This is a genomic window from Pseudomonas sp. xss_2 (assembly GCF_043104195.1).
In the GTDB taxonomy this organism is placed as follows: domain Bacteria; phylum Pseudomonadota; class Gammaproteobacteria; order Pseudomonadales; family Pseudomonadaceae; genus Aquipseudomonas; species Aquipseudomonas urmiensis.
In genome coordinates this window covers 237773-259874 of sequence record NZ_JBICKL010000049.1, presented here as the reverse complement: position 1 = coordinate 259874, position 22102 = coordinate 237773, and the positions used below count along the sequence as shown (strand labels likewise).

Sequence of the window (22102 nt, the reverse complement as noted above, 5' to 3'; positions counted from 1 at the left end):
TGGGGAGCCGCTAACGCTCATGGACCGACTGTGTTGCCTCCCCCTGTGCAGAGAAGTGATTCGTGAGCCAAGCAGCGACCGCAGCAGATCAGTCCAACCACGGTAGAACCACAGGTATCGGCATGCTCGTCGCCGCAGTCGGCGTGGTCTATGGCGATATCGGCACCAGCCCGCTGTACACCCTAAAAGAAGTGTTTTCCGGCCACTATGGCGTGCAAGCCAGTCACGATGGCGTGCTGGGCATTCTGTCGCTGGTGCTCTGGTCATTGGTCTGGGTGGTTACGATCAAGTACGTGTTGTTTATCCTGCGCGCCGACAACCAAGGCGAGGGTGGGATCATGGCATTGACCGCGCTGGCGCGGCGGGCAGCGGCGCCGTTTCCCCGGCTGAGCAGGGTGCTGGTGCTGCTTGGCTTGTTTGGTGCCGCGCTGTTCTACGGCGACAGCATGATCACCCCGGCCATTTCGGTGCTGTCGGCGGTAGAAGGCCTGCAGCTGGCCTTCGATGGCATCGACCATTGGGTGGTACCGCTGGCCGTGATCGTGCTGGTTGGGCTGTTCTTGATCCAGAAACACGGCACGGCGCGCATCGGCATTCTGTTCGGGCCGGTGATGGTGCTGTGGTTCGTGGTCTTGGGTGCCCTGGGCATCCATGGCATTGTCCAGCGCCCGGAAGTGCTGCTGGCGCTCAACCCTGCCTGGGCGGTGCAGTTCTTCGTGGTTCATCCGGGCATGGGCGTGGCCATCCTCGGCGCAGTGGTGCTGGCGTTGACCGGGGCCGAAGCGCTGTATGCCGACATGGGCCATTTTGGCCGTAAACCGATCGCTCGGGCCTGGTTCCTGCTGGTACTGCCGGGGCTGGTGCTCAACTATTTCGGCCAGGGCGCGTTGATCCTCGACAACCCAGAGGCAGTGCGCAACCCGTTCTACCTGCTGGCGCCGAGCTGGGCACTGCTGCCGATGGTAGCGCTGTCGACCCTGGCGACCATCATCGCCTCGCAGGCGGTGATATCCGGCGCCTTCTCGCTCACCCGCCAGGCGATTCAGCTGGGCTATGTGCCGCGTATGTTCATCCAGCACACCTCCAGTCACGAACAGGGGCAGATCTACATCGGCACGGTGAACTGGGCGTTGATGGTCGGCGTGGTGCTGCTGGTGATCGGATTCGAGTCATCCAGTGCATTGGCGGCGGCTTACGGGGTGGCGGTGACGGGCACCATGTTGATCACCACGCTGTTGTCCGCGGCGGTGGTCTTGCTGTTGTGGAAAACCCCGCGCTGGCTGGCGATCCCCATGCTGCTCGGGTTCTTGCTGGTCGACAGCCTGTATTTTGCCGCCAATGCGCCGAAGATCGTGCAGGGCGGGGCGTTCCCGGTAATTGCCGGCTTAGCGCTGTTCGTGCTGATGACCACTTGGAAGCGCGGGCGCAAGATCATCTTCGAGCGGCTGGATGAAGCCGCGCTGGCGCTGCCGCTGTTCATCGCCAGCATCCAGGCGCAGCCACCGCATCGGGTGCAGGGCACTGCGGTGTTTCTCACCGCCAGGACCGATGCGGTACCGCATGCCTTGCTGCATAACCTGCTGCACAACCAGGTGCTGCATGAGCAGGTGGTGTTGCTCACGGTGGTCGCCGAAGACTCGCCGCGGGTCAGGCCCGAGCAGCGCTTGGAGGTCGAGGCCTATGGCGCCGGGTTCTTCCGCGTCACCCTGCATTTTGGCTTCATCGAAGAGCCTGATGTGCCGCTCGCCCTTAGCCTGTGCCAGCGTCAGGACCTGGACTTCAGCCCGATGCGCACCACCTATTTCCTCAGTCGCGAGACGGTTATTGCCACCAAGCGCATTGGCATGGCGCGCTGGCGCGAGCAGTTGTTCGCGTTCTTGCTGAAGAACGCCAACAGCAACCTCAAGTACTTCCAATTGCCGCTTAACCGGGTGATCGAGCTGGGCACTCAGGTGGAGATGTAGGCCCAGCGCCAGGCCAATGGAATAGGCATCAGATGACTTTCACCGCGCGCCCGATGAACTGGATTGGCCCTGTAGGTTTGCCCGTCGGCGAGCCCTGTACGCCCTCCAGGGTCAGCTCGAACAGCTGGTTTGCTTCAAGCGGCGGCAGCTTGTCCAACGGCAGCGAGAGGGTTTGCCCAGGCTTGACCAAACCCAGTGACACCGGCGCCTGCCAGTGGTCAGCCTTGGTCCAGAATTGCAGGGCTTTGTCTGCCGGGATGATCGTCTCGCCCAAGGGGATCAACTGCACCTGTTGGCGATCGCTGGCTTGCACCACCCAGCCAGGTGCCTGGCTGTGTGGCGCCACCAGCACCACCAGGTAAGTGGGCGTGGCCGGCGGCGGGTCGCCCAGCAGCAGGGCCAGCGCCATGAGCAGGCTGGCGAGCAGCCCGGCACCCGCCAAGCCACGCCACAAGGGCAGCAGGTTCCACCACGAGTCGGCCTGTTGGCGCGACGTTGACGGGGCGGGTGACTCAAGGGTATCCAGGCTGCGTTCGATGCGCTGGCGCAGCTGTGGGCTGGGCTGTTGAGGTTCGGCAAGCGTTGTCAACTCCAGTAACCGCTGCTCCCAGGCATCCACCGCCGCGCGCAGGGCCGGGTCGTGTTGCAGGCGTGCTTGCACCGCGCGTTGTTGCTCGCCAGGCAACGTGCCCAGGACGTACTCGCCAGCCAGTTGCTGCAGCTCATCAGGGCGCTCGTCGCCGTTCTGGGTGGTCATCCCATGCACTCCCGCAATGCGCTCAAGCCACGCTTTATCCAGGCTTTGACGGTGCCCAGCGGCGCGCCGAGTTTCTGCGCGATCTCGGCGTGCGTGCAGCCATCGACATAGGCATGCAGGATGCAGCTGCGCCGCGACGGCTCTAGCTGATCGAGGCAGTCGAAGATCTTCGCCGAGCGTGCTTGCAGGTCGAAGCCAGGCTGCTGTTCAGAGACGGCTGACACTGGCTCATCCTCCTCGCCGGCAGGCACCAGGCGTGCGCCATCGCGAATGAAGTTCAACGCCAGGTGGCGGGTGATGCTGTAGATCCAGCCGCGTGCCGAACCTCGACTTGGATCGAAACTGCCAGCGCGGGTCCATATCCTGACAAAAGCATCGTGGACTACATCCTCGGCCGTGGCGCTGTCGCGCACGATGCGCCGGGCGACCCCAAGCAAGCGTGCGCTTTCCAGGTCATACAGTTCGCGCAGGGCCTGGCGCTGGCCCTGCGCGCAGGCTGCAAGACAGCCTTGGTAATCGAAGCCGGGTTCGGGCAATGACACGGTGAGTTCAGCCCTCGGCAGCAGGTCGATACCCCGGCCAGCGGGCTGGGGTTTGTCGAACAGCGTAGACGACTTTCACTGCGCTCACCGAGCCGCCTGGGTCGTTACTTGGCCGCCCAGAAAATGTAGTCGGCCTGGTACTTCACCACCTGTTGCTCACCTTTGTTGGCCGCGCTGCACGGCGTGCTCGGCGGCACGCCGCCTTGGGTGGCCAGGCGCTGGATGTAGCTGACGCCGATCATCGCGCCCTGGCCCTCGGCCGGGTTGGCCTTGACCAACTGATAGGGCAGGTCGGCCTTGCTCGCTGGCGCCACGGCCAGCTGCGTGCCGGTGACTTTCGAGCCATCCTTGGCCTGCCAGGTGGCGGGCGGGCCGAAGTAGCTGCCAACGGCTTTGCCGGCGCGGTCATTGAGCACGGCCTTGGGGCCGACGAAGAACCATTCGCTCTGGCCGGGGGCGTTGGCCTTGTCCCGGCATTGGTAGGTGATCTCGCCGACTCCGACGGTTTCCATGACCACTTTGTAGCCATCGGGGACTTTCACCGCGTCGGGCAGGCTGGTCTGGGCGTAGGCAGTGTGCAGGGTCAGCGACAGGCCGGCGATGGCCAGCGTGCGGGGGATGATACTGAGGATGCATTTGGCATTCATGACGGTTTCTCCGCAGGGGGAACGGTTCGGCAGCGAAAGGCTGCTGAAGGGATTACCCGCCAGTGCGTGTTTTGGATGCAGCCGATTTCAAAAAAAGCTCAACAGCCAACCGGCAGCGCCACCCGCGATCACCACCAGCCAGGGAGGAAGTTTGCCCAGCATCAGCGCAACCAGGGCCAACAGTGCCAGGGCCAGGTCTTGTGGCGCATGCTGCGCGGTGGCCGTTATCGGTCGCACCAGGGCGGCCAGCAACAGCCCGACCACGGCGGCATTGATGCCCATCAACGCCGCTTGTGCACGCGTGTTACGGCGCAGACGCTCCCACAGCGGCAGCACACCCACAACCAGCAGAAACGAAGGCAGGAAAATCGCCACCAGACAGATCAGCCCGCCCGCCCAGCCGCTAGGCGCGCCGTTCATCGAAGCGCCCAGAAACGCCGCGAAGGTGAAGAGCGGCCCCGGTACCGCTTGCACGAGTCCGTAGCCTGCCAGGAAAGTGTCGCGGCTGACCCAGCCACTGGCTACCACTTCAGCCTCCAGCAACGGCAGCACCACATGGCCGCCGCCAAAGACCATCGAGCCTACCCGGTAGAACGCATCAAACTGCGCCAGGGCCTGATTGGCAGACAGTTTGGCGAGGATCGGCAAACCGATCAGCAGGGCGCAAAACAGCGACAGCCACAGCATCGCAATGCGGCGGCGGATCGTGATCGGCAGTGGCTCATGGGGTGTGCCTTGGCGTGGCTTGAACAGCAGAAAACCGCTGCTGGCAGCGAGGGCGATGACGGTGATCTGGCCCGCTGACGGCAGCAGTAGCGCCGCGCAGGTCGCCACTGCCATGAAGATGATGCGCGGGATGTCCGGGCACAATGCGCGCGCCATGCCCCACACTGCTTGCGCGATTACAGCAATTGCCACCATCTGCAGACCTTGTAGCACGCCTGGGGCAATCGCTTGTGCATACCGGGCCAGGCTCAGGGCGACCAGCACCAGGGCAAGCGCAGAAGGCAAAGTGAAACCGACCCACGCTGCCAGCGCGCCACGGTAGCCGGCCCGCGACAAGCCCAGGGCGATACCCACTTGGCTACTGGCCGGGCCCGGCAGGAACTGGCACAGCGCAACCAGGTCGGCATAGCTGCGCTCGCTCAGCCAGTGCCGGCGCATGACGAACTCATCGCGAAAGTAACCCAGGTGGGCAATCGGCCCACCGAACGAGGTCAGGCCCAGGCGCAGAAAGATCAGCAAGACCGCCCATGGGCGCGTGTTGGTCTCTGGGGTATCGGACATGTTCAGGCTCGATGGTGGCGGCTCGATCACCTTTATCACATTGCCTGCCATCGCGCCCCGGGATTCTCTGAGAGCAGTTCGAGGTGGCGCATCGGCAAGTCTTTCGAAACGTTTCAATTCGCGCAAATGCGCTGAACTAACGCTTTGCCAGGGGGATCTTCTTCTATGCTCAGTGATCGCGCGTCTTGTGCAGCTGCGCTGAGCAGGACTTCAAGGATTGTCGAATGAAAGGAGCCGCCGTGACTGTTACCACTCAACCTGTCTATCGCTGCACGCCAGGTCCGCTGCACGCGACCTTGCTGGCCGGTACTGTGCCGCTGTTTCTCGGCGGTTTGCTCAGTGATATCGCCTACTACCAGAGCTACCAGATCCAGTGGAGCAATTTCGCCGCCTGGCTAATCGCTGGCGGCTTGCTGTTCTGCGGGCTGGCGTTGCTGTTCGGGTTGGTCAATCTGATCCGCGCCGAGCATAAAGGCGGGCGTGCGCTGGTGTATTTCCTGGTGCTGCTGGCCACCTGGCTGCTGGGCCTGGTCAATGCCTTCGAGCATGCCAAGGACGCCTGGGCGGTAATGCCCTCGGGCCTGGTGCTGTCGGTGATCGTCAGCGCGCTGGCCTGTATCGCGACCTGGATCGGCCTGACCAACTTGCGATCGGGAGGTGCACAATGAACCCTAGATACCCACTGACTGCCTTGAGCATGGCGCTGCTGCTCAGCGCCTGTGGCGGCGAAGGCGATGCCCAGCAAACCTACGGCGCCGACCCCAAGTTGCCCGATCCTCAGCGCGGCTTGCTGCCGAGCATGAAAATCGCCCAGCCAACCGCCTGGGGTGAGCAAAAACCGACCGTGCCACAGGGCTACAGTATCAGCGCCATCGCGACTGACCTGCGGATTCCGCGCCAGACCCTGGTGCTGCCCAACGGCGATATTCTGGTGGCCGAGGGGCGCGGCGGCAGCGCCGCCAAACTCAAGCCCAAGGACGTTATCGCCAGTTCGATCAAGGCCAAGGGCAATACCCAGGTCAAGGGCGGCAACCGCCTGACCTTACTGCGCGACGCCGACGGCGACGGCAACTATGAGCTCAAGACCGTGTTTGCCGAAAACCTCAACGCGCCCTACGGCCTGGCCTTTGCCGAGGGCAAGCTCTACGTGGCCAACCAGGATGCGCTGGTGCGTTTCGACTACAGCGAAGGCCAGACCAAGGCCAGCGGCCCGCCCAGCAAAGTCACCGACCTGCCGGCCGAGATCAATCACCACTGGACCAAAGCCCTGACCATCAGCCCTGATGGCCGCTACCTGTATGTCGGTATCGGTTCCAACAGCAACATCACCGAGCGTGGCATGGAAGCCGAGATCGACCGGGCGATGGTCTGGCAGATCGACGCCCAGACCGGCGCCCACCGGCCTTATGCGACTGGGCTGCGCAACCCGACCGCACTGACCATCCAGCCCGGCACCGGGCAGTTGTGGACGGTGGTCAACGAGCGCGACGAGCTGGGCCCTGATCTGGTGCCCGACTACCTGACCTCGGTGAAGGAGGGCGGTTTCTACGGTTGGCCCTATAGCTATTGGGGCCAGAACGTCGACCCGCGCGCGCAGCCGCAAAACCCGGACAAGGTCGCCGCAGCGATCAAGCCGGACTACAGCCTTGGCTCGCACGTGGCGGCGCTGGGGGTCGACTTCTCGCTGCCAGCGATGGGCGAGGCGTTCGCTGATGGCGTCTTTGTCGGCGAGCACGGCAGTTGGAACCGGCCCAATCCTGTGGGCTACAAGGTGATCTTCGTGCCGTTCAGCAATGGCCGGCCGGCAGGTGAGCCGGTGGACTTCGCCACCGGCTTCAGGGGTGAAGACGGCAAGACCCGCGGCCGGCCGGTCGGGGTCACGGTCGATCCGCGCGGGGCGTTGATCATTGCCGATGACCTGGCCAATACGGTGTGGCGAGTGACGCGCAATCAGTAGAGGCACTGCCAAGTCGTACCGGCTTCATCGCGGGACAAGCCCGCTCCCACAGGAAGTGAGTCGCCCCAGCAATTGGCCCGAGCACCAAACCTGGAGCGGGCTTGCCCCGCGATGACGCCTTTGAGTTCATTGAAAAAAGCAGTTAGTGGTGAATTATTTCGTATCCCTTTGTATCTGATGCCTTAGAGCCTGGCCACCAAAACGATGGCAGCCAGGCACAGGACAAGTCAGAGACAGAGTGACGGATATGAAATCACGCAAGAAAAGCGTCCAGCCGATCGGCTTGAAAGACATCACCATCGTCGACGACGCCAAGATGCGCAAGGCGATCACCGCCGCTGCGTTAGGCAATGCCATGGAATGGTTCGACTTCGGCGTCTATGGCTTTGTCGCCTATGTGCTGGGCAAGGTGTTTTTCCCAGGCGCCGACCCGGGCGTACAGATGATCGCAGCCCTTGGCACCTTTTCCGTACCGTTCTTGATTCGCCCGTTGGGCGGGCTGTTCTTCGGCGCGCTGGGCGATCGCTACGGGCGCCAGAAAGTCCTCGCCGCCACCATCGTGATCATGTCCCTGAGTACCTTCGCCATCGGCCTGATCCCGTCCTATGCCTCGATCGGCATCTGGGCGCCGATCCTGTTGCTGCTGTGCAAGATGGCCCAGGGCTTCTCGGTCGGCGGCGAATACACCGGTGCCTCGATCTTCGTCGCTGAATACGCCCCTGATCGCAAGCGCGGCTTCCTTGGCAGCTGGCTGGATTTCGGCTCGATCGCAGGCTTTGTGTTTGGTGCAGGGCTGGTGGTGTTCATCTCCGCCATCGTCGGCGAGGAGAAGTTCCTCGAGTGGGGCTGGCGCCTGCCGTTCCTGCTGGCGTTGCCGCTGGGCATCATCGGCCTGTACCTGCGTCACGCCCTGGAAGAAACCCCGGCGTTCCAGCAACACGTCGACAAACTCGAACAGGGCGACCGCGAAGGGCTGGCCTCCGGCCCCAAGGTGTCGTTCAAGGAAGTCGCTACCCAGCACTGGCGCAGCCTGTTGACCTGCATTGGCGTGGTGATCGCGACCAACGTCACCTACTACATGCTGCTCACCTACATGCCCAGCTACCTGTCGCACAACCTGCACTACAGCGAAAGCCGCGGGGTACTGATCATCATCGCGATCATGGTCGGCATGCTCTTCGTGCAACCGGTGATCGGCTTGCTCAGCGATAAATTCGGCCGCAGGCCTTTCATCATCTGCGGTAGCGTTGGCTTGTTCATCCTGGCCATCCCGGCGTTCATGATGATCAACAGTGGCGTGCTCGGCGTGATCTTCGCCGGCTTGCTGGTGCTGGCGATCCTGCTCAACTTCTTTATCGGCGTGATGGCCTCGACCCTGCCGGCGATGTTCCCCACCCATATTCGCTACAGCGCGCTGGCCAGTGCCTTCAACATTTCGGTGCTGATCGCAGGCCTCACGCCGACCATTGCCGCCTGGCTGGTGGAAAGCACCAATGACCTGTACATGCCAGCCTACTACTTGATGGTGATTGCCCTGGTCGGCCTGGTAACCGGTGTGACCATGAAGGAAACCGCCAACCAGCCCTTGCGCGGCGCGGCTCCAGCGGCATCCGATATCGAGGAGGCGCGCGAGCTTTTGCAGGAACATCACGACAATATCGAGCAGAAAATCGAAGACATCGATGAGCAAATCGCCGAGCTGGAGGCCAAACGCAAGCATTTGGTACAACAACATCCGCGTATCGAATAGCGGCGGAGCGAGCAAGTCGGTTCAGGCTGTGAGAGGATGGCCGGCAAACCCAGTGTCTGGCAGAACAGGACCCCGAATTAAACCTGATGAAGACTCCAAAACGGATTGAACCGCTGATCGAAGACGGGCTGGTCGACGAAGTACTACGGCCGCTGATGAGTGGTAAGGAAGCAGCGGTCTATGTAGTGCGCTGCGGCAGCCAGGTGCGCTGCGCCAAGGTCTACAAGGAAGCCAACAAACGCAGTTTCCGCCAGGCCGCCGAGTACCAGGAAGGGCGCAAGGTGCGCAACAGCCGCCAGGCCCGGGCCATGGCCAAGGGGTCCAAGTACGGCCGTAAAGAAGCCGAAGACGCTTGGCAGAACGCCGAGGTGGCGGCCTTGTTCCGTCTGGCTCATGCCGGCGTGCGGGTGCCCAAGCCGTTCGATTTCCAGGACGGCGTGCTGCTGATGGAACTGGTGGTGGACGAGGACGGCAACGCCGCGCCGCGCCTGAACGACGTGCACCTGGAGCCTGAGCAGGCGCGCGAGTACCACGCTTTCGTGATTCGCCAGATCGTGCTGATGCTCTGCGCAGGCCTGGTGCATGGTGATCTTTCCGAGTTCAACGTGCTGCTTGGCCCGGACGGTCCGGTGATCATCGATTTGCCCCAGGCGGTGGATGCTGCGGCCAACAACCATGCCTTCAGCATGCTTGAGCGCGATGTGGCGAACATGAGCGGCTATTTCGGCCGTTTTGCCCCGGAGCTCAAGGCCACCCGTTATGCGCGGGAAATGTGGTCGCTGTTCGAGGCTGGTGAGTTGCTGGCCGATACGCCGTTGACCGGGCAGTTCAAGGACGACGACCACGATGCTGATGTAGGTGGCGTGCTGCGCGAGATCGAAGCGGCGCGGCTCGATGATGCCCGCCGCCGGGCTGCCCGAGAGGAGGCTGAGCATGGCCCGGTCAAGGCCGAGGAACCGCCACCGCCTTGGATGCAGTAGCTGATTTGTAGCTGGCAAAGCCTGCGATCGAGGGCGTTAGCCCTCGCATTAGGTTATTGGGGCTGCTGTGCAGCCCATCGCATCGGTCCGGCGCCCCGACAAGCCAGCTCCTACAGCGGTTGCTATGCAGGCCGCTTAGGTTGATGCACCGGCGATGACGCCCGCCTGATCAAAACAGCGCATTACAAAATTGTAATTTTTCCGCCACCGCTTCGATAACCACAGCTCCCTACAGTCCCTCGCCACCGCTTTCCGACGAGGACCTGTACCGTGCCGTGGATTCGTGCCACCCCCCACAAGAGCCTTTTGCTCTGCCTGCTGCTCAGCGGTTTTGCCGCCACAGCGGTACAGGCGCAGAGCTTGAGCCTGTCGCAGGCGCTCGATGCTGCCTTCGCGCAGAACCCTGATTTAGCTGCCGCCGGGCGCGAGATTGGCATCGCCGAGGGCGAGCGCCGCCAGGCCGGATTGCTCCCCAACCCGGAACTGTCGTGGGAAGTCGAGGACACCCGACGCGACACCAGCACCACCACCGTCACCCTCAGCCAGCCCCTGGAGTTGGGCGGCAAGCGCGGCGCGCGCATCGATGTCGCCAGCGCCGGGCAACACCTTGCCCAACTGGAGCTCGAACGCCAGCGCAACGGCTTGCGCGCCGATGTGGTGCAGGCGTTTCATGCCGCCCTGCGGGCGCAGACGGCGCTGGAGTTGGCGCAGCAATCGCAGCGCCTGACCGAGCGTGGCCTGCGGGTAGTCGAGGGGCGGGTCAAGGCGGGCCAGTCATCGCCGGTCGAAGCCACCCGCGCACAGGTTCAGCTCGCCCAGGCGCAGGCCCAGGCACGCCGCGCCGAGTCCGAGCAGCGGGTGGCCTACCAGTCGCTGGCACGTTTGATCGGCAGTCCACTGGCTGATTTCGACACGCTCGATGCCGCGAGCCTATCGCCGGGGCCGGCACCCCAGGCCGAAGCCTTGCTCGCAAAAGTCGAGCAAACCGCCGAATGGCGCCAGGCCCAGGCCCAGATCAGTCGCGATGATGCCGCGCTCGGCTCGGAAAAGGCCCAGCGCATTCCCAACCTCACCGTCAGCGTCGGCAGCCAATACAGCCGCGAGGACCGCGAGCGGGTCAATGTGGTGGGGCTGTCGATGCCGCTGCCATTGTTCGACCGCAACCAAGGCAATGTCCTCGCTGCGACACGCCGTGCCGACCAAGCCCGCGACCTACGCAACGCCACCGAGCTGCGCCTGCGCAGCGACACGCGCAATGCGCTGAGCCAGTGGGCCACCGCCATGCACGAAGTGCAGGCCTACGACCGCACCATCCTGCCCTCGGCCCAACAAGCGGTAGACACCGCGACCCGGGGCTTTGAGATGGGCAAGTTCGCCTTCCTCGATGTGCTCGATGCCCAGCGCACGCTGATCGAAGCGCGCGGCTTGTACCTGGATGCGCTGGCGGCGGCGACCGATGCGCGGGCCCAGGTCGAGCGCATCTATGGCGACCTCGATGCGCTTGGCGGATCGGCACAGCCCTGAACGATTGAATCAATGCCTTGGGAGTGACAATGGACAATACACGCAAGATCGCCATCCTGGTCGCCACCGTCGCGGTGCTCGGCATCGGCGGCCTGGCCTGGACCGGGAACCTCAGCCCGGCAGCCAGCAGCCAGGCTGGCCACGATGAGCATGGCCAGCAGGGCCATGGCCACGAGGAAGAGGCGGGCCATGCCCACGGCGAGGAAGGCGGCAAAGGGCATGAAGAGGAGGGCACGTTGCACCTCAGCGCGGCGCAGATCAGCGCAGCCGGCGTGCAATTGGTTGACGCTGGCCCACGCGCGCTGGGCACGGCGATCAGCTTCCCCGGAGAGATTCGCTTCGATGAAGATCGTACTGCCCACGTGGTACCCAGGGTGGCGGGGGTGGTGCAGTCGGTGCATGCCAATCTGGGCCAGGCAGTCAAGCGTGGCCAGGTCCTGGCGGTGATCGCCAGCCAGCAGATTTCCGAGCTACGTAGCGAACAGCAGGCCGCACAGCGCCGACTGGAGCTGGCGCAGCTGACCTTCAAGCGTGAGCAGCAGCTGTGGCAGGAACGCATCAGCGCCGAGCAGGACTACCTGCAAGCGCGTCAAGCGCTGCAAGAGGCGCGGATTGCCCTGGCCAATGCCCGGCAGAAAGTCGCCGCAGTGGCCCCGGCCGGCGCCGGTAATCGCTACGAACTGCGCGCACCTTTCGATGCCATGGTGGTGGAAAAGCACCTGACCATGGGCGAGGTGGTCGACGAGACCAGCAATGCCTTCACCCTGTCTGACCTGAGCCGCGTCTGGGCCACCTTTGCCGTGGCGCCGCGTGATCTGGACAAGGTCGTCAGCGGCCGCACGGTCACGGTCAGCGCGCCCGACCTGGGCGCCCAGGTCGCAGGCACGGTCAATTACGTGGGCAGCCTGCTCGGCGAGCAGAACCGCGCCGCCACCGTCCGCGCCACCCTGGCCAACCCCAATGGCGCCTGGCGCCCAGGGTTGTTCGTCAACATCGCGGTCAACGTCGAGCGCTTCGATGCGCCCGTGGTTGTCCCGGACAGCGCCTTGCAAACCTGGGAGGAGCAGACCGTGGTGTTTGCCCGCACTGAAGAAGGCTTCGAGGCCCGCCCGGTGAAGACCGGCCGACGTGACGCCGGCCAGGTGGAAATCACCGAGGGGCTGAGTGCAGGGACCCAAGTGGCCGCCGCTGGCAGCTTCGTTCTGAAGTCCGAACTCGGCAAGGGTTCGGCCGAGCACAGCCATTGATTCGGGGACGCCAGCATGTTTGAACGCATCATCCAATTCGCCATCGAGCAGCGCTTGGTGGTGATGCTCGCTGTGCTGCTGATGGCGGCGGTGGGCATCCACAGCTACCAGAAGCTGCCGATCGACGCAGTCCCTGATATCACCAACGTCCAGGTGCAGATCAATTCCGCTGCCCCCGGTTATTCGCCGCTGGAAACCGAGCAGCGCATCACCTTCGCCATCGAGACGGCCATGGCCGGCTTGCCTGGGCTCAAGCAGACCCGTTCGCTGTCGCGCTCGGGCCTGTCGCAGGTGACGGTCATTTTCGCTGACAACACCGATATCTTCTTCGCCCGGCAATTGGTCAACGAGCGCCTGCAAGTGGCTCGCGCACAGTTGCCCGAGGGCATCGAGGCAGCCATGGGGCCAATCTCCACCGGCTTAGGTGAGATCTTCCTGTGGACGGTCGAGGCCCAGGAGGGCGCGCTCAAGGACGACGGTACGCCGTACAGCGCCACCGACCTGCGGGTGATCCAGGACTGGATCATCAAGCCGCAACTGCGCAACGTGCCAGGGGTGGCCGAGGTCAACAGCATTGGCGGGCATGCCAAGCAGTACCTGATTGCCCCGGACCTCAAGCGCCTGGCCACCTATAAGCTGACCCTCAATGACCTGATCGGCGCCCTGGAACGCAACAATGCCAACGTCGGTGCAGGCTACATCGAGCGCAATGGTGAGCAACTGCTGATTCGTGCGCCGGGGCAAGTGGCCTCGGCCGAGGACATTGCCAATGTGGTGATCTCCAGCGCCGATGGCGCGCCTATCCGGGTCAGTCACGTCGCCGAAGTCGGCTTGGGCCAGGAGCTGCGCTCAGGCGCGGCTACCGAGAATGGCCGCGAAGTGGTGCTGGGCACGGTGTTCATGCTGATCGGCGAAAACAGCCGGGCGGTGTCCCAGGCCGTGGCAGCCAAGCTGGTCGAGATCAACCGCAGCCTGCCCAAGGGCGTGGTCGCAGTGACGGTCTATGACCGCACCAACCTGGTCGAGAAGGCGATCGCCACGGTCAAGAAAAACCTGGTCGAAGGCGCGATTCTGGTGATCGCCGTGCTGTTCCTGTTCCTGGGCAACATCCGCGCGGCGCTGATCACCGCCATGGTCATCCCGCTGTCGATGCTGTTCACCTTCACCGGCATGTTCAGCAACAAGGTCAGTGCCAACCTGATGAGCCTGGGCGCGCTGGACTTCGGCATCATCGTCGATGGCGCGGTGGTGATCGTCGAGAACGCCATTCGCCGCCTGGCCCATGCCCAGCAGCGCCATGGCCGCATGCTGAGCCGCAGCGAGCGCTTCCATGAAGTGTTCGCCGCCGCCCGCGAGGCGCGTCGGCCGCTGATCTTCGGCCAGTTGATCATCATGGTGGTGTACCTGCCGATCTTTGCCCTGACCGGGGTCGAGGGCAAGATGTTCCACCCCATGGCGTTCACCGTGGTATTGGCGCTGCTGGGGGCGATGATCCTCTCGGTGACCTTCGTGCCGGCGGCCATCGCGCTGTTCGTCACCGGCAAGGTCAAGGAAGAAGAGGGCGTGCTGATGCGCACTGCGCGCTTGCGCTATGCCCCGGTGCTGAGTTGGGTGCTGGGCCATCGCAACCTGGCGTTTGCTGGCGCTGCAACCTTGGTGCTGCTGTCGGGGGTGATGGCTGGCCGCATGGGCAGCGAGTTCATCCCCAGCCTCAGCGAGGGCGACTTCGCCCTGCAAGCCCTGCGCGTGCCGGGGACCAGCTTGAGCGAGTCGGTGCAGATGCAGCAGCGTCTGGAACAAGCCATCATCCAGCAGGTGCCGGAGGTCGAGCGCGTGTTCGCCCGTACCGGTACCGCCGAAATTGCCTCCGACCCGATGCCGCCGAACATCTCCGATGCCTATGTGATGCTCAAGCCGCGTGAGCAGTGGGCCGACCCTGGCAAGCCGCGAGATGAACTGATCGCCCAGGTACAACGTGCCGCTGCCGGTATCCCGGGGAGTAACTACGAGCTGTCCCAGCCCATCCAGCTGCGCTTCAACGAGCTGATCTCCGGGGTGCGCAGCGATGTCGCGGTCAAGGTCTACGGCGACGACATGGACACCCTCAACCGCACCGCCGCGCAGATTGCCGCGACCCTGCAACAGGTGCCCGGCGCATCGGAAGTTAAGACCGAGCAGACCACCGGCCTGCCGGTGCTGACCATCGCTATCGAGCGCGACAAGGCCGCACGTTATGGCTTGAATGTCGGCGATGTGCAGGACGCCATCGCCATCGCCGTGGGTGGGCGCACGGCCGGCACGTTGTATGAAGGCGACCGCCGTTTCGACATGGTAGTGCGCTTATCGGAAACCTTGCGCACCGATGTCGATGGCCTGCAGGACCTGCTCATTCCAGTGCCGGCGAGCGCGGCGGCGGGGCAGATTGGCTTCATTGCACTGTCGCAGGTGGCGAGCCTGAACCTGGAATTGGGACCGAACCAGATCAGCCGCGAAGACGGCAAGCGGGTGGTGGTGGTCAGCGCCAACGTGCGTGGGCGTGACCTGGGCTCGTTCGTCGAGCAAGCCCAGCAGACCCTGATCGACAAGGTGCAGATCCCGCCCGGCTACTGGACCCGCTGGGGCGGGCAGTTCGAGCAGCTGCAGTCGGCTACCGAGCGTTTGCAAGTGGTGGTACCGGTGGCGCTGCTGCTGGTGATGGCACTGCTGCTGATGATGTTCAGCAACCTCAAGGACGGCCTGATCGTGTTCACCGGGATTCCGTTTGCCTTGACTGGTGGGGTGTTGGCGCTGTGGCTTAGGGATATCCCGCTGTCGATCTCGGCTGGGGTCGGTTTCATCGCCCTGTCTGGGGTGGCAGTGCTCAATGGCCTGGTGATGATTGCCTTCATCCGCAGCCTGCGCGAGGAAGGCCGACCCCTGCGCGTGGCCATCGAAGAGGGCGCGCTGACCCGCTTGCGGCCAGTCTTGATGACCGCGCTGGTGGCGTCGTTGGGGTTCATTCCGATGGCCTTGGCGACCGGCACGGGTGCCGAAGTGCAGCGACCGCTGGCGACCGTGGTGATCGGCGGGATCCTGTCGTCCACCGCGTTGACCCTGCTGGTGTTGCCAGCGCTGTATCAGTGGGTGCATCGACGCGAAGAGTAAGACTGTCTGTTTGTGCTGTTTGATCTGGCCTCATCGCGGGACACGTCGCTGCTACTTGTCCTGCGATGAGGCCAAAGCATTTTGCAACTACAGCGCAGGGCTGGGCTGTGCGCACGGCACTTCATCATGCAACGAGATGCGTGATGTTTCCGGCAATGCCAACCCGCCTAGCAACGCAATCAGGGCAATCACCACCAAGTAGAAGGCTGGCGCCAGGCTGCTGCCGGTCTGGCCGATCAGCCACGTTGCCACCAGGGGTGCGGTCCCGCCGAACAAGGTATAGGCCACGTTGTAGGTGATCGCCGAGGCGGTATAGCGCGTGCGCGTCGGGAAACTCTCCGACAGCAGTGCGGCGGTCACCACGCCACTCATCAGCGCGCCGATGGCCAGCAGAATCACCCCAAGCAACGCCCCGGTCATCGACCCGGAACTGGCCAGCCAGTAGGCCGGGAACACCGCAATCATTACCCACAGGCAGGTAAAGCCGATGGTCTTGCGCCGCCCCACGCGGTCGGAGAAGGCCCCGGCCAACGGGCACCCGGCTGCGGCGAACAGCAACGCGACGGTGGACACCAGCAGCGACTGGGCGCGAGTCAGGTTGCCAACCATCTGCAGGTAGGTGGCGAAGTAAGTGGTGAACATGTAGAACGACAGCGCCGTCAGCGAAATGAACGCGCCGAGGTTGCGAATGGCCCGGCCGTGATTGCGCAGCGTCTGTTTGAGTGGCGAATGGGCGTGCTCCTTGCCCTCGGCCATGGCCGCGCGAAAGGCTGGGGTTTCTTCCATGCGCCAGCGCAGGTAGAGGCCGACAAGGCCCAGCGGCGCTGCGACCAGAAACGGCACACGCCAACCCCAGGCATTCATCGCTTCTGCGCTCAGGCTGGCTTCCAGGGAGTAGGCGATCACGGCGGCGCAAGCAAATGCAGAGAAGGTCGAGACTGGCACGAAGCTGCCATAGAAGGCGCGTTTGTCGTTGGGTGAGTGCTCCATCAGGTAGGCGCAGGCACCGGCGTATTCACCGCCAGCGGAGAAGCCCTGCAGGCAGCGCGCCAGGGTTAGCAAGATCGGCGCCGCCAGGCCAATGCTGGCGTATGTGGGTAACAGGCCGATCAGCGTGGTGGAGCCGGCCATCAGCAAAATGGTCATCGACAATACCCGCTTGCGGCCTAGTCGGTCACCCAGTGCGCCGAACACGATGCCGCCCAATGGCCGCAGGGCAAATGCCACGGCGAACACGGCAAAGGTCTTGAGCAGGCCGGCGCTGGGGTCGGAGCTGTCGAAGAACTGGCTGGCGATGAGGGTGGCGAGAAAGCCATAGACGGCGAAGTCGAACCACTCGACGAAATTGCCGACGGCCGATGCGGCGATTACCCGGCGCAAGGTGGCGGGGGAGACCTCATGGGGTGTGGACATACCGATACGCTCCGGTTTCCATTGGCAGCCTGGATGAGAGTGCCGCGGTCGCGCCGCGTCATCATTGTTGTGGCTGCCAGTAGACCCGAGAGTTGGCTCGGTGCGCTTGGTTGTGGGCGACCTTGGGATATCTATTCAAGTCGCATGGCCCGCGGGCCGCTAGACGCTGAACACCACCCCGGTGCGCGACGCGGCATTGCGAATGTGCTCCTGCATCGCCCGCTGCGCCCCCACCTGTGAGCGGCGCATCAAAGCCCGCAGGATCTTGCTGTGCTCCTGCCAGGTCTCCATCGCCCGCTCAGGCCGTATGAACGGCAGCTTCTGGCTTTCCAGGAAAATATCCTGGCTGGCGGTGATCACATGCAGCATCGCGCGGTTGCCGCTGGCCTGCAGCAGCGCCTGGTGAAAGGCGAAATCAAGCCGCGCCGCTGCTTCGAAATTGCCTGCGCGTAACTCCTGGCGCATGGCGTCGACATTGTCTTGCAGGCGGTCGATGTCATCGGCGGTCAGGTTGAGCGCTGCCTGCCCGGCAGCGAAGCCTTCCAGGGCATAGCGCAGCTGGAAGGTGTCGGCCGCCGAGACCTGCTCGGCATAGGGCCAGCTAAAACCCGCTGGCGTCTGGGCAGCAGGCTCTTGGACGAACACGCCCTTACCTGGCTGGACACTGACCACGCCCAAGGCACTCAGCGATGACAACGCCTCGCGCAATGAGGCGCGGCTCACCCCCAGCTGTTCGGAGAGATCGCGCTGCGAGGGCAGGGCATCGCCAGGCAGGTAGCCACCGTCCTCGATCAGTTTGCGGATCGCCTGCAGGGCGATCTCCGGGACGGCGCGGGGGAGGGTGTCGAGCATGCTGTTCAGACCGGTTGGGGCGATGTCCGATCCTTTTACGGGCTCTGAGGCGCGCTGGCAAGCCTTGCCCTGGCCTGGCGCAGAGGTAGCGCCGGTTGCACGAATGCGGGGCGCCCGCTGACGATGACAGGGCGTATGAAGGTGCAACTGTTCAGACCAGTAAGACCGTGTCGCGCCGCGCCTTGTGCGTGTTTCAACAGGTTTTTCTTCACTCTGGCATGCCCCGTGCACTGGTCACCAGGACTGATCACCCCGGACCCACGCGAGGCTATTGCATGACTACCTTCCGCTCCCTGTTCCTGGCTTCCCTGTTCTGCGCCGGTGCCCTGGCTGTGACCCAGGCCCAGGCCGACGCCCTCGCCGACATCACTGCCCGTGGCGTGTTGAAAGTGGCCGTGCCGCAAGACTTTCCGCCATTCGGCTCGGTAGGCCCAGACCTCAAGCCGCGCGGCCTGGACATCGACACCGCGCAGCTGCTGGCCGACAAACTGGGCGTCAAGCTGGCCCTGACCCCGGTCAACAGCACCAACCGTATTCCGTTTCTCACCACCGGCAAGGTCGACCTGGTCATCTCAAGCCTGGGCAAGAACCCCGAGCGCGCTGCAGTGATCGATTTCTCCCGGCCGTACGCGCCGTTCTACCTGGCCGTGTTCGGTCCGGCTGAAGCGAGCATCGATACGATTGAAGCCATCGCTGGCAAGACCATCAGCGTCACCCGTGGCTCGATCGAAGACATGGAACTCTCCGCCGTGGCCCCCAAGGGCGCCACCATCAAGCGCTTTGAAGACAATAACTCGACCATTGCCGCTTACCTGGCCGGCCAGGTCGAGCTGATCGCCAGCGGCAGCGTGGTGATGTCGGCGATCGCTGAGAAGAACCCGGCCAAAGTGCCGGTGATGAAGGTCAAGCTCAAGGACTCGCCGGTGTATGTCGGCCTGGCCAAACAAGAGCCGGCGCTGCTGGACAAGGTCAACGCCACCCTGGATGCGGCCAAGGCCGATGGCAGCCTCAATCGCAATGCCGAGAAATGGCTCAAGCAGCCACTGCCGGCCGATCTTTGAGCGGCGCCTGGAGTTGTTGATCGATGGCTTACCAATTTGATTTCGCCCCGGTCTTGGCCCAGGCCGACCTGTTGCTCAAAGGGGCGCTGTTCACCCTGCAACTGACCGTGGTCGGCACCGTGCTCGGGCTGGCCATCGGGGTGCTTGGCGCGGTGGTGCGCGCCTGGCGGCTGCGGCCGTTCGATGCACTGTTTGGGGTGTATGTGGAGCTGATCCGCAACACACCGTTCATTGTGCAATTGTTCTTCATCTTTTTCGGTCTGCCGGCGCTGGGCGTACGCCTGACGGAATGGCAGGCAGCGGTGCTGGCGATGGTGATCAACCTGGGTGCCTACTCTACCGAGATCATCCGCGCAGGTATCGTGGCAATCCCCAAGGGGCAGCTGGAAGCCGCCGCGGCACTGGCCATGAGCCGCTTCGAAGCGTTCCGCCATGTGGTGCTGCAGCCTGCGCTGGCCAAGGTTTGGCCAGCGCTGAGCAGCCAGATCGTGATCGTCATGCTCGGCTCGGCGGTATGTTCGCAGATCGCCACCGAAGAGCTGTCGTTTGCTGCCAACTTCATTCAGTCGCGCAACTTTCGCGCCTTCGAGACTTACCTGCTGACCACGCTGCTGTACCTGGTCATGGCGATTGTCGTGCGCCAGTTGCTGGCTTGGCTCGGTCAGCGCTTGCTGATAGGGAGACGCTGAATGGATTTCACCTTGTGGGACATCGTGCGCAACCTGCTGATCGGCTTGCAGTGGACAGTGCTGCTGTCGCTGGTGGCGTTTGTCTGCGGCGGGATCGCCGGGCTGTTGCTGCTGGTGGCGCGGATCTCCGATAGCGGCCTGTGGCGCGCTCTGGCCAGGGGCTATATCGAATTGTTCCAGGGCACGCCACTGCTGATGCAGCTGTTCATGGTGTTCTTTGGCATCGCCCTGTTCGGTATCGACGTTTCGGCCTGGATGGCGGCAGCCATTGCCCTGACCTTGTTCACCAGTGCGTTTCTGGCCGAGATCTGGCGCGGCTGCGTCGAGTCGATCCCGCGCGGGCAGTGGGAAGCTTCCGGCAGCCTGGCGTTGAGCCGGCTTGAGCAATTGCGCCATGTGATTCTGCCGCAGGCCCTGCGCATTGCCATTGCGCCGACGGTGGGCTTCTCGGTGCAGGTGGTCAAGGGCACGGCGGTGACCTCGATCATCGGCTTCACCGAGCTGACCAAGACGGGCGGCATGCTGGCCAACGCCACCTTCGAACCGTTCCTGACCTACGGCTTGGTGGCCTTGGGTTACTTCATCCTGTGTTATCCGCTCTCGCTGAGCGCCCGTTATCTGGAAAGGAGGCTGCATGCCCCTGCTTAGAGTGTCCGCGCTGCACAAGTACTACGGCGGCAACCATGTGCTCAAGGGCGTCGACCTGAGCATCGAGGAAGGTGAGGTGGTCGCCATCATCGGCCGCAGCGGCTCTGGCAAGAGCACCTTCCTGCGCACCCTCAATGGCCTGGAGTCGATCAGTGACGGGGTGATCGAGGTCGATGGCGAGTACCTCGACGCTGCCCGCGCCGACCTGCGCTCGCTGCGCCAGAAGGTCGGCATGGTGTTCCAGCAGTTCAACCTGTTCCCGCACTTGACGGTTGGCGAGAACGTTATGCTGGCGCCGCAAGTGGTGAAAAAGACCAGCAAGGCCGAGGCCCGGCAACTGGCTCACCAGATGCTCGAACGAGTCGGACTGGGCGAGAAGTTCGATGCCTATCCGGATCGTTTGTCAGGCGGCCAGCAGCAGCGCGTGGCGATCGCCCGCGCCTTGGCGATGTCGCCCAAAGTGCTGCTGTGCGACGAGATCACTTCGGCGCTCGACCCGGAATTGGTCAACGAAGTGCTCGGCGTAGTGCGCCAGCTGGCCAAGGAGGGCATGACCTTGATCATGGTCACCCACGAGATGCGCTTTGCCCGCGAGGTGGGGGACAAACTGGTGTTCATGCACCAGGGCAAGGTGCATGAAATGGGCAATCCACGCGAGGTGTTCGCCGCGCCGCAGACGCCGGAGTTGGCCAACTTCATTGGTGCTGTGGCGCAGGTGGGTTAGCAGGGGGTTCGCTATGATTGGGGCTGCGCAGCAGCCCCAATATCTCCCGGCTTAGGGCCGGCCCACCTTCCAAGGCGCGTATTCGACCAACGCATACCCTTCCACCCGGCCGTGTGGATCAGGCGCAAAGCCAGGCATCGCTTGCAGATCAAGCCCCAGGCACGCGCTGTTCAAGCGCGCCTGCAAGGCGCTGTCGAGGCGAAAAGCATCAGTGCGCAAGCGCGTAGGCTGCAAGTCGATCAGGCAGCCCTGGACCTTGCCCTGGGCATTGGCCTGATAACGGATCACCGCGGTGCCGATGCTGTCGACCGGTTGCGTGCGCATCAGCTGGTGCCAGAAGTACTGGCGTTGCTGCTGGCGCAAGTCCCAGCTGGCGTGGGCATTCTTCCAGTGCGCCGGCAGCATGACGATCACCGGGGCGACCATTTCGACGCTGTCGTCCTCGCCAAACAACGGTTCAGGCACCTGTGGGTACACGGTCATCCAGCACTGCGCCTTGATGACCTTGGCCAGGGTGGCGAAGTCCGAGCGCACCACATCGGCTGGCAACATGGCCGAATGCTTGGGTGCGGCAGCGGTGACTTTACAGGCTACCGGCTCGGAGCGTTTGTTCAAGGTCACATGCAGCCTGGCCGCGCCGACCAGTTTGCCGCGCGAGGCGCTGAGGATGTTGAGCTGTAGATTGTGTTGCACGTCGGCGGTGAACTGCTGCATGACCTTGTCATCGACTTTGTCGACATTGTTGCCGACCACGCCAGAGGTCTTGCAGGCGCTCAAGGCAAGAACGCCGAGCAGGATGACAGGCAGACGAGCGATGCAGTGGTGCTTTGACACGAAGACTTCCTTGAATGAGCGCACTGGGACTTTCATGTGCCAGTAGTGAGGGCGCGACAGGATAATGCAATTCATTCCTGTT

19 protein-coding genes are annotated in these 22102 nt (G+C 63.5%); 12 read left to right on the top strand and 7 right to left on the bottom strand.

Annotated elements, in window-relative coordinates:
- Positions 1–62 precede the first annotated feature (62 nt).
- Complete coding sequence (locus tag ACF8K2_RS12380; protein WP_392465062.1) at positions 63–1964, top strand: potassium transporter Kup; 1902 nt, start codon at positions 63–65, stop codon at positions 1962–1964.
- Positions 1965–1992: 28 nt separating this feature from the next.
- Here the strand turns inward: ACF8K2_RS12380 and ACF8K2_RS12375 are convergent, their stop codons facing one another.
- The 4 genes from ACF8K2_RS12375 to chrA form a co-directional block, all read right to left on the bottom strand.
- Positions 1993–2721, bottom strand: coding sequence for an anti-sigma factor domain-containing protein (locus ACF8K2_RS12375; protein ID WP_392465061.1), 729 nt, complete (start codon positions 2719–2721; stop codon positions 1993–1995).
- Positions 2718–3257 (bottom strand): sigma-70 family RNA polymerase sigma factor, encoded by a 540-nt coding sequence (locus tag ACF8K2_RS12370; protein WP_392465095.1) that lies wholly within the window; start codon positions 3255–3257, stop codon positions 2718–2720. The genes ACF8K2_RS12375 and ACF8K2_RS12370 overlap by 4 nt, the downstream gene beginning before the upstream one ends.
- 110 nt (positions 3258–3367) lie before the next feature.
- Positions 3368–3910 (bottom strand): DUF3455 domain-containing protein, encoded by a 543-nt coding sequence (locus ACF8K2_RS12365; RefSeq protein WP_392465060.1) that lies wholly within the window; start codon positions 3908–3910, stop codon positions 3368–3370.
- 87 nt (positions 3911–3997) lie between these two features.
- Positions 3998–5197 (bottom strand): chromate efflux transporter, encoded by a 1200-nt coding sequence (gene chrA, locus ACF8K2_RS12360; protein ID WP_392465059.1) that lies wholly within the window; start codon positions 5195–5197, stop codon positions 3998–4000.
- 239 nt (positions 5198–5436) lie between these two features.
- Here chrA and ACF8K2_RS12355 point away from each other — a divergent pair, with 239 nt between their 5' ends.
- The 7 genes from ACF8K2_RS12355 (at position 5437) to ACF8K2_RS12325 (ending at position 15799) form a co-directional block, all read left to right on the top strand.
- Positions 5437–5865 (top strand): DUF2231 domain-containing protein, encoded by a 429-nt coding sequence (locus ACF8K2_RS12355; RefSeq protein WP_392465058.1) that lies wholly within the window; start codon positions 5437–5439, stop codon positions 5863–5865.
- Positions 5862–7154 carry a PQQ-dependent sugar dehydrogenase gene (locus tag ACF8K2_RS12350; RefSeq protein ID WP_392465056.1) on the top strand — a complete coding sequence of 431 codons (1293 nt, stop codon included), beginning with the start codon at positions 5862–5864 and terminating at the stop codon, positions 7152–7154. The genes ACF8K2_RS12355 and ACF8K2_RS12350 overlap by 4 nt, the downstream gene beginning before the upstream one ends.
- 247 nt (positions 7155–7401) lie before the next feature.
- The gene (proP, locus tag ACF8K2_RS12345; RefSeq protein ID WP_392465055.1) at positions 7402–8904 is read left to right on the top strand and encodes a glycine betaine/L-proline transporter ProP; all 1503 of its coding nucleotides are present in this window, start codon (positions 7402–7404) and stop codon (positions 8902–8904) included.
- A gap of 86 nt (positions 8905–8990) precedes the next feature.
- Entirely contained in the window at positions 8991–9884 is an 894-nt protein-coding gene (locus tag ACF8K2_RS12340; RefSeq protein WP_392465053.1) for a PA4780 family RIO1-like protein kinase, read from the top strand.
- Positions 9885–10154: 270 nt separating this feature from the next.
- Complete coding sequence (locus ACF8K2_RS12335; protein WP_392465051.1) at positions 10155–11408, top strand: TolC family protein; 1254 nt, start codon at positions 10155–10157, stop codon at positions 11406–11408.
- 29 nt (positions 11409–11437) lie between these two features.
- Positions 11438–12655, top strand: coding sequence for an efflux RND transporter periplasmic adaptor subunit (locus ACF8K2_RS12330; protein ID WP_392465048.1), 1218 nt, complete (start codon positions 11438–11440; stop codon positions 12653–12655).
- A gap of 15 nt (positions 12656–12670) precedes the next feature.
- Entirely contained in the window at positions 12671–15799 is a 3129-nt protein-coding gene (locus ACF8K2_RS12325) for an efflux RND transporter permease subunit (RefSeq protein WP_392465046.1), read from the top strand.
- A gap of 87 nt (positions 15800–15886) precedes the next feature.
- Here ACF8K2_RS12325 and ACF8K2_RS12320 read toward each other — a convergent pair whose 3' ends face one another.
- Entirely contained in the window at positions 15887–17212 is a 1326-nt protein-coding gene (locus ACF8K2_RS12320) for an MFS transporter (protein WP_392465044.1), read from the bottom strand.
- 159 nt (positions 17213–17371) lie between these two features.
- Positions 17372–18064, bottom strand: a complete 693-nt coding sequence (locus ACF8K2_RS12315) for a FadR/GntR family transcriptional regulator (protein ID WP_392465042.1) — start codon at positions 18062–18064, stop codon at positions 17372–17374.
- Between the two features lie 275 nt (positions 18065–18339).
- Between ACF8K2_RS12315 and ACF8K2_RS12310 the strand changes: the two genes are divergently transcribed.
- Genes ACF8K2_RS12310 through ACF8K2_RS12295 form a run of 4 tightly spaced genes read left to right on the top strand, consistent with a single transcriptional unit; the run spans position 18340 to position 21186 of the window.
- Complete coding sequence (locus tag ACF8K2_RS12310) at positions 18340–19125, top strand: transporter substrate-binding domain-containing protein (RefSeq protein ID WP_186553402.1); 786 nt, start codon at positions 18340–18342, stop codon at positions 19123–19125.
- A gap of 23 nt (positions 19126–19148) precedes the next feature.
- Complete coding sequence (locus tag ACF8K2_RS12305; RefSeq protein ID WP_392465040.1) at positions 19149–19814, top strand: amino acid ABC transporter permease; 666 nt, start codon at positions 19149–19151, stop codon at positions 19812–19814.
- Positions 19815–20462 carry an amino acid ABC transporter permease gene (locus tag ACF8K2_RS12300; protein ID WP_186553400.1) on the top strand — a complete coding sequence of 216 codons (648 nt, stop codon included), beginning with the start codon at positions 19815–19817 and terminating at the stop codon, positions 20460–20462.
- Positions 20449–21186, top strand: a complete 738-nt coding sequence (locus tag ACF8K2_RS12295) for an amino acid ABC transporter ATP-binding protein (RefSeq protein ID WP_392465038.1) — start codon at positions 20449–20451, stop codon at positions 21184–21186. The genes ACF8K2_RS12300 and ACF8K2_RS12295 overlap by 14 nt, the downstream gene beginning before the upstream one ends.
- Before the next feature lie 51 nt (positions 21187–21237).
- Here the strand turns inward: ACF8K2_RS12295 and ACF8K2_RS12290 are convergent, their stop codons facing one another.
- Complete coding sequence (locus ACF8K2_RS12290) at positions 21238–22020, bottom strand: hypothetical protein (protein WP_186553398.1); 783 nt, start codon at positions 22018–22020, stop codon at positions 21238–21240.
- Between the last annotated feature and the right edge of the window lie 82 nt (positions 22021–22102).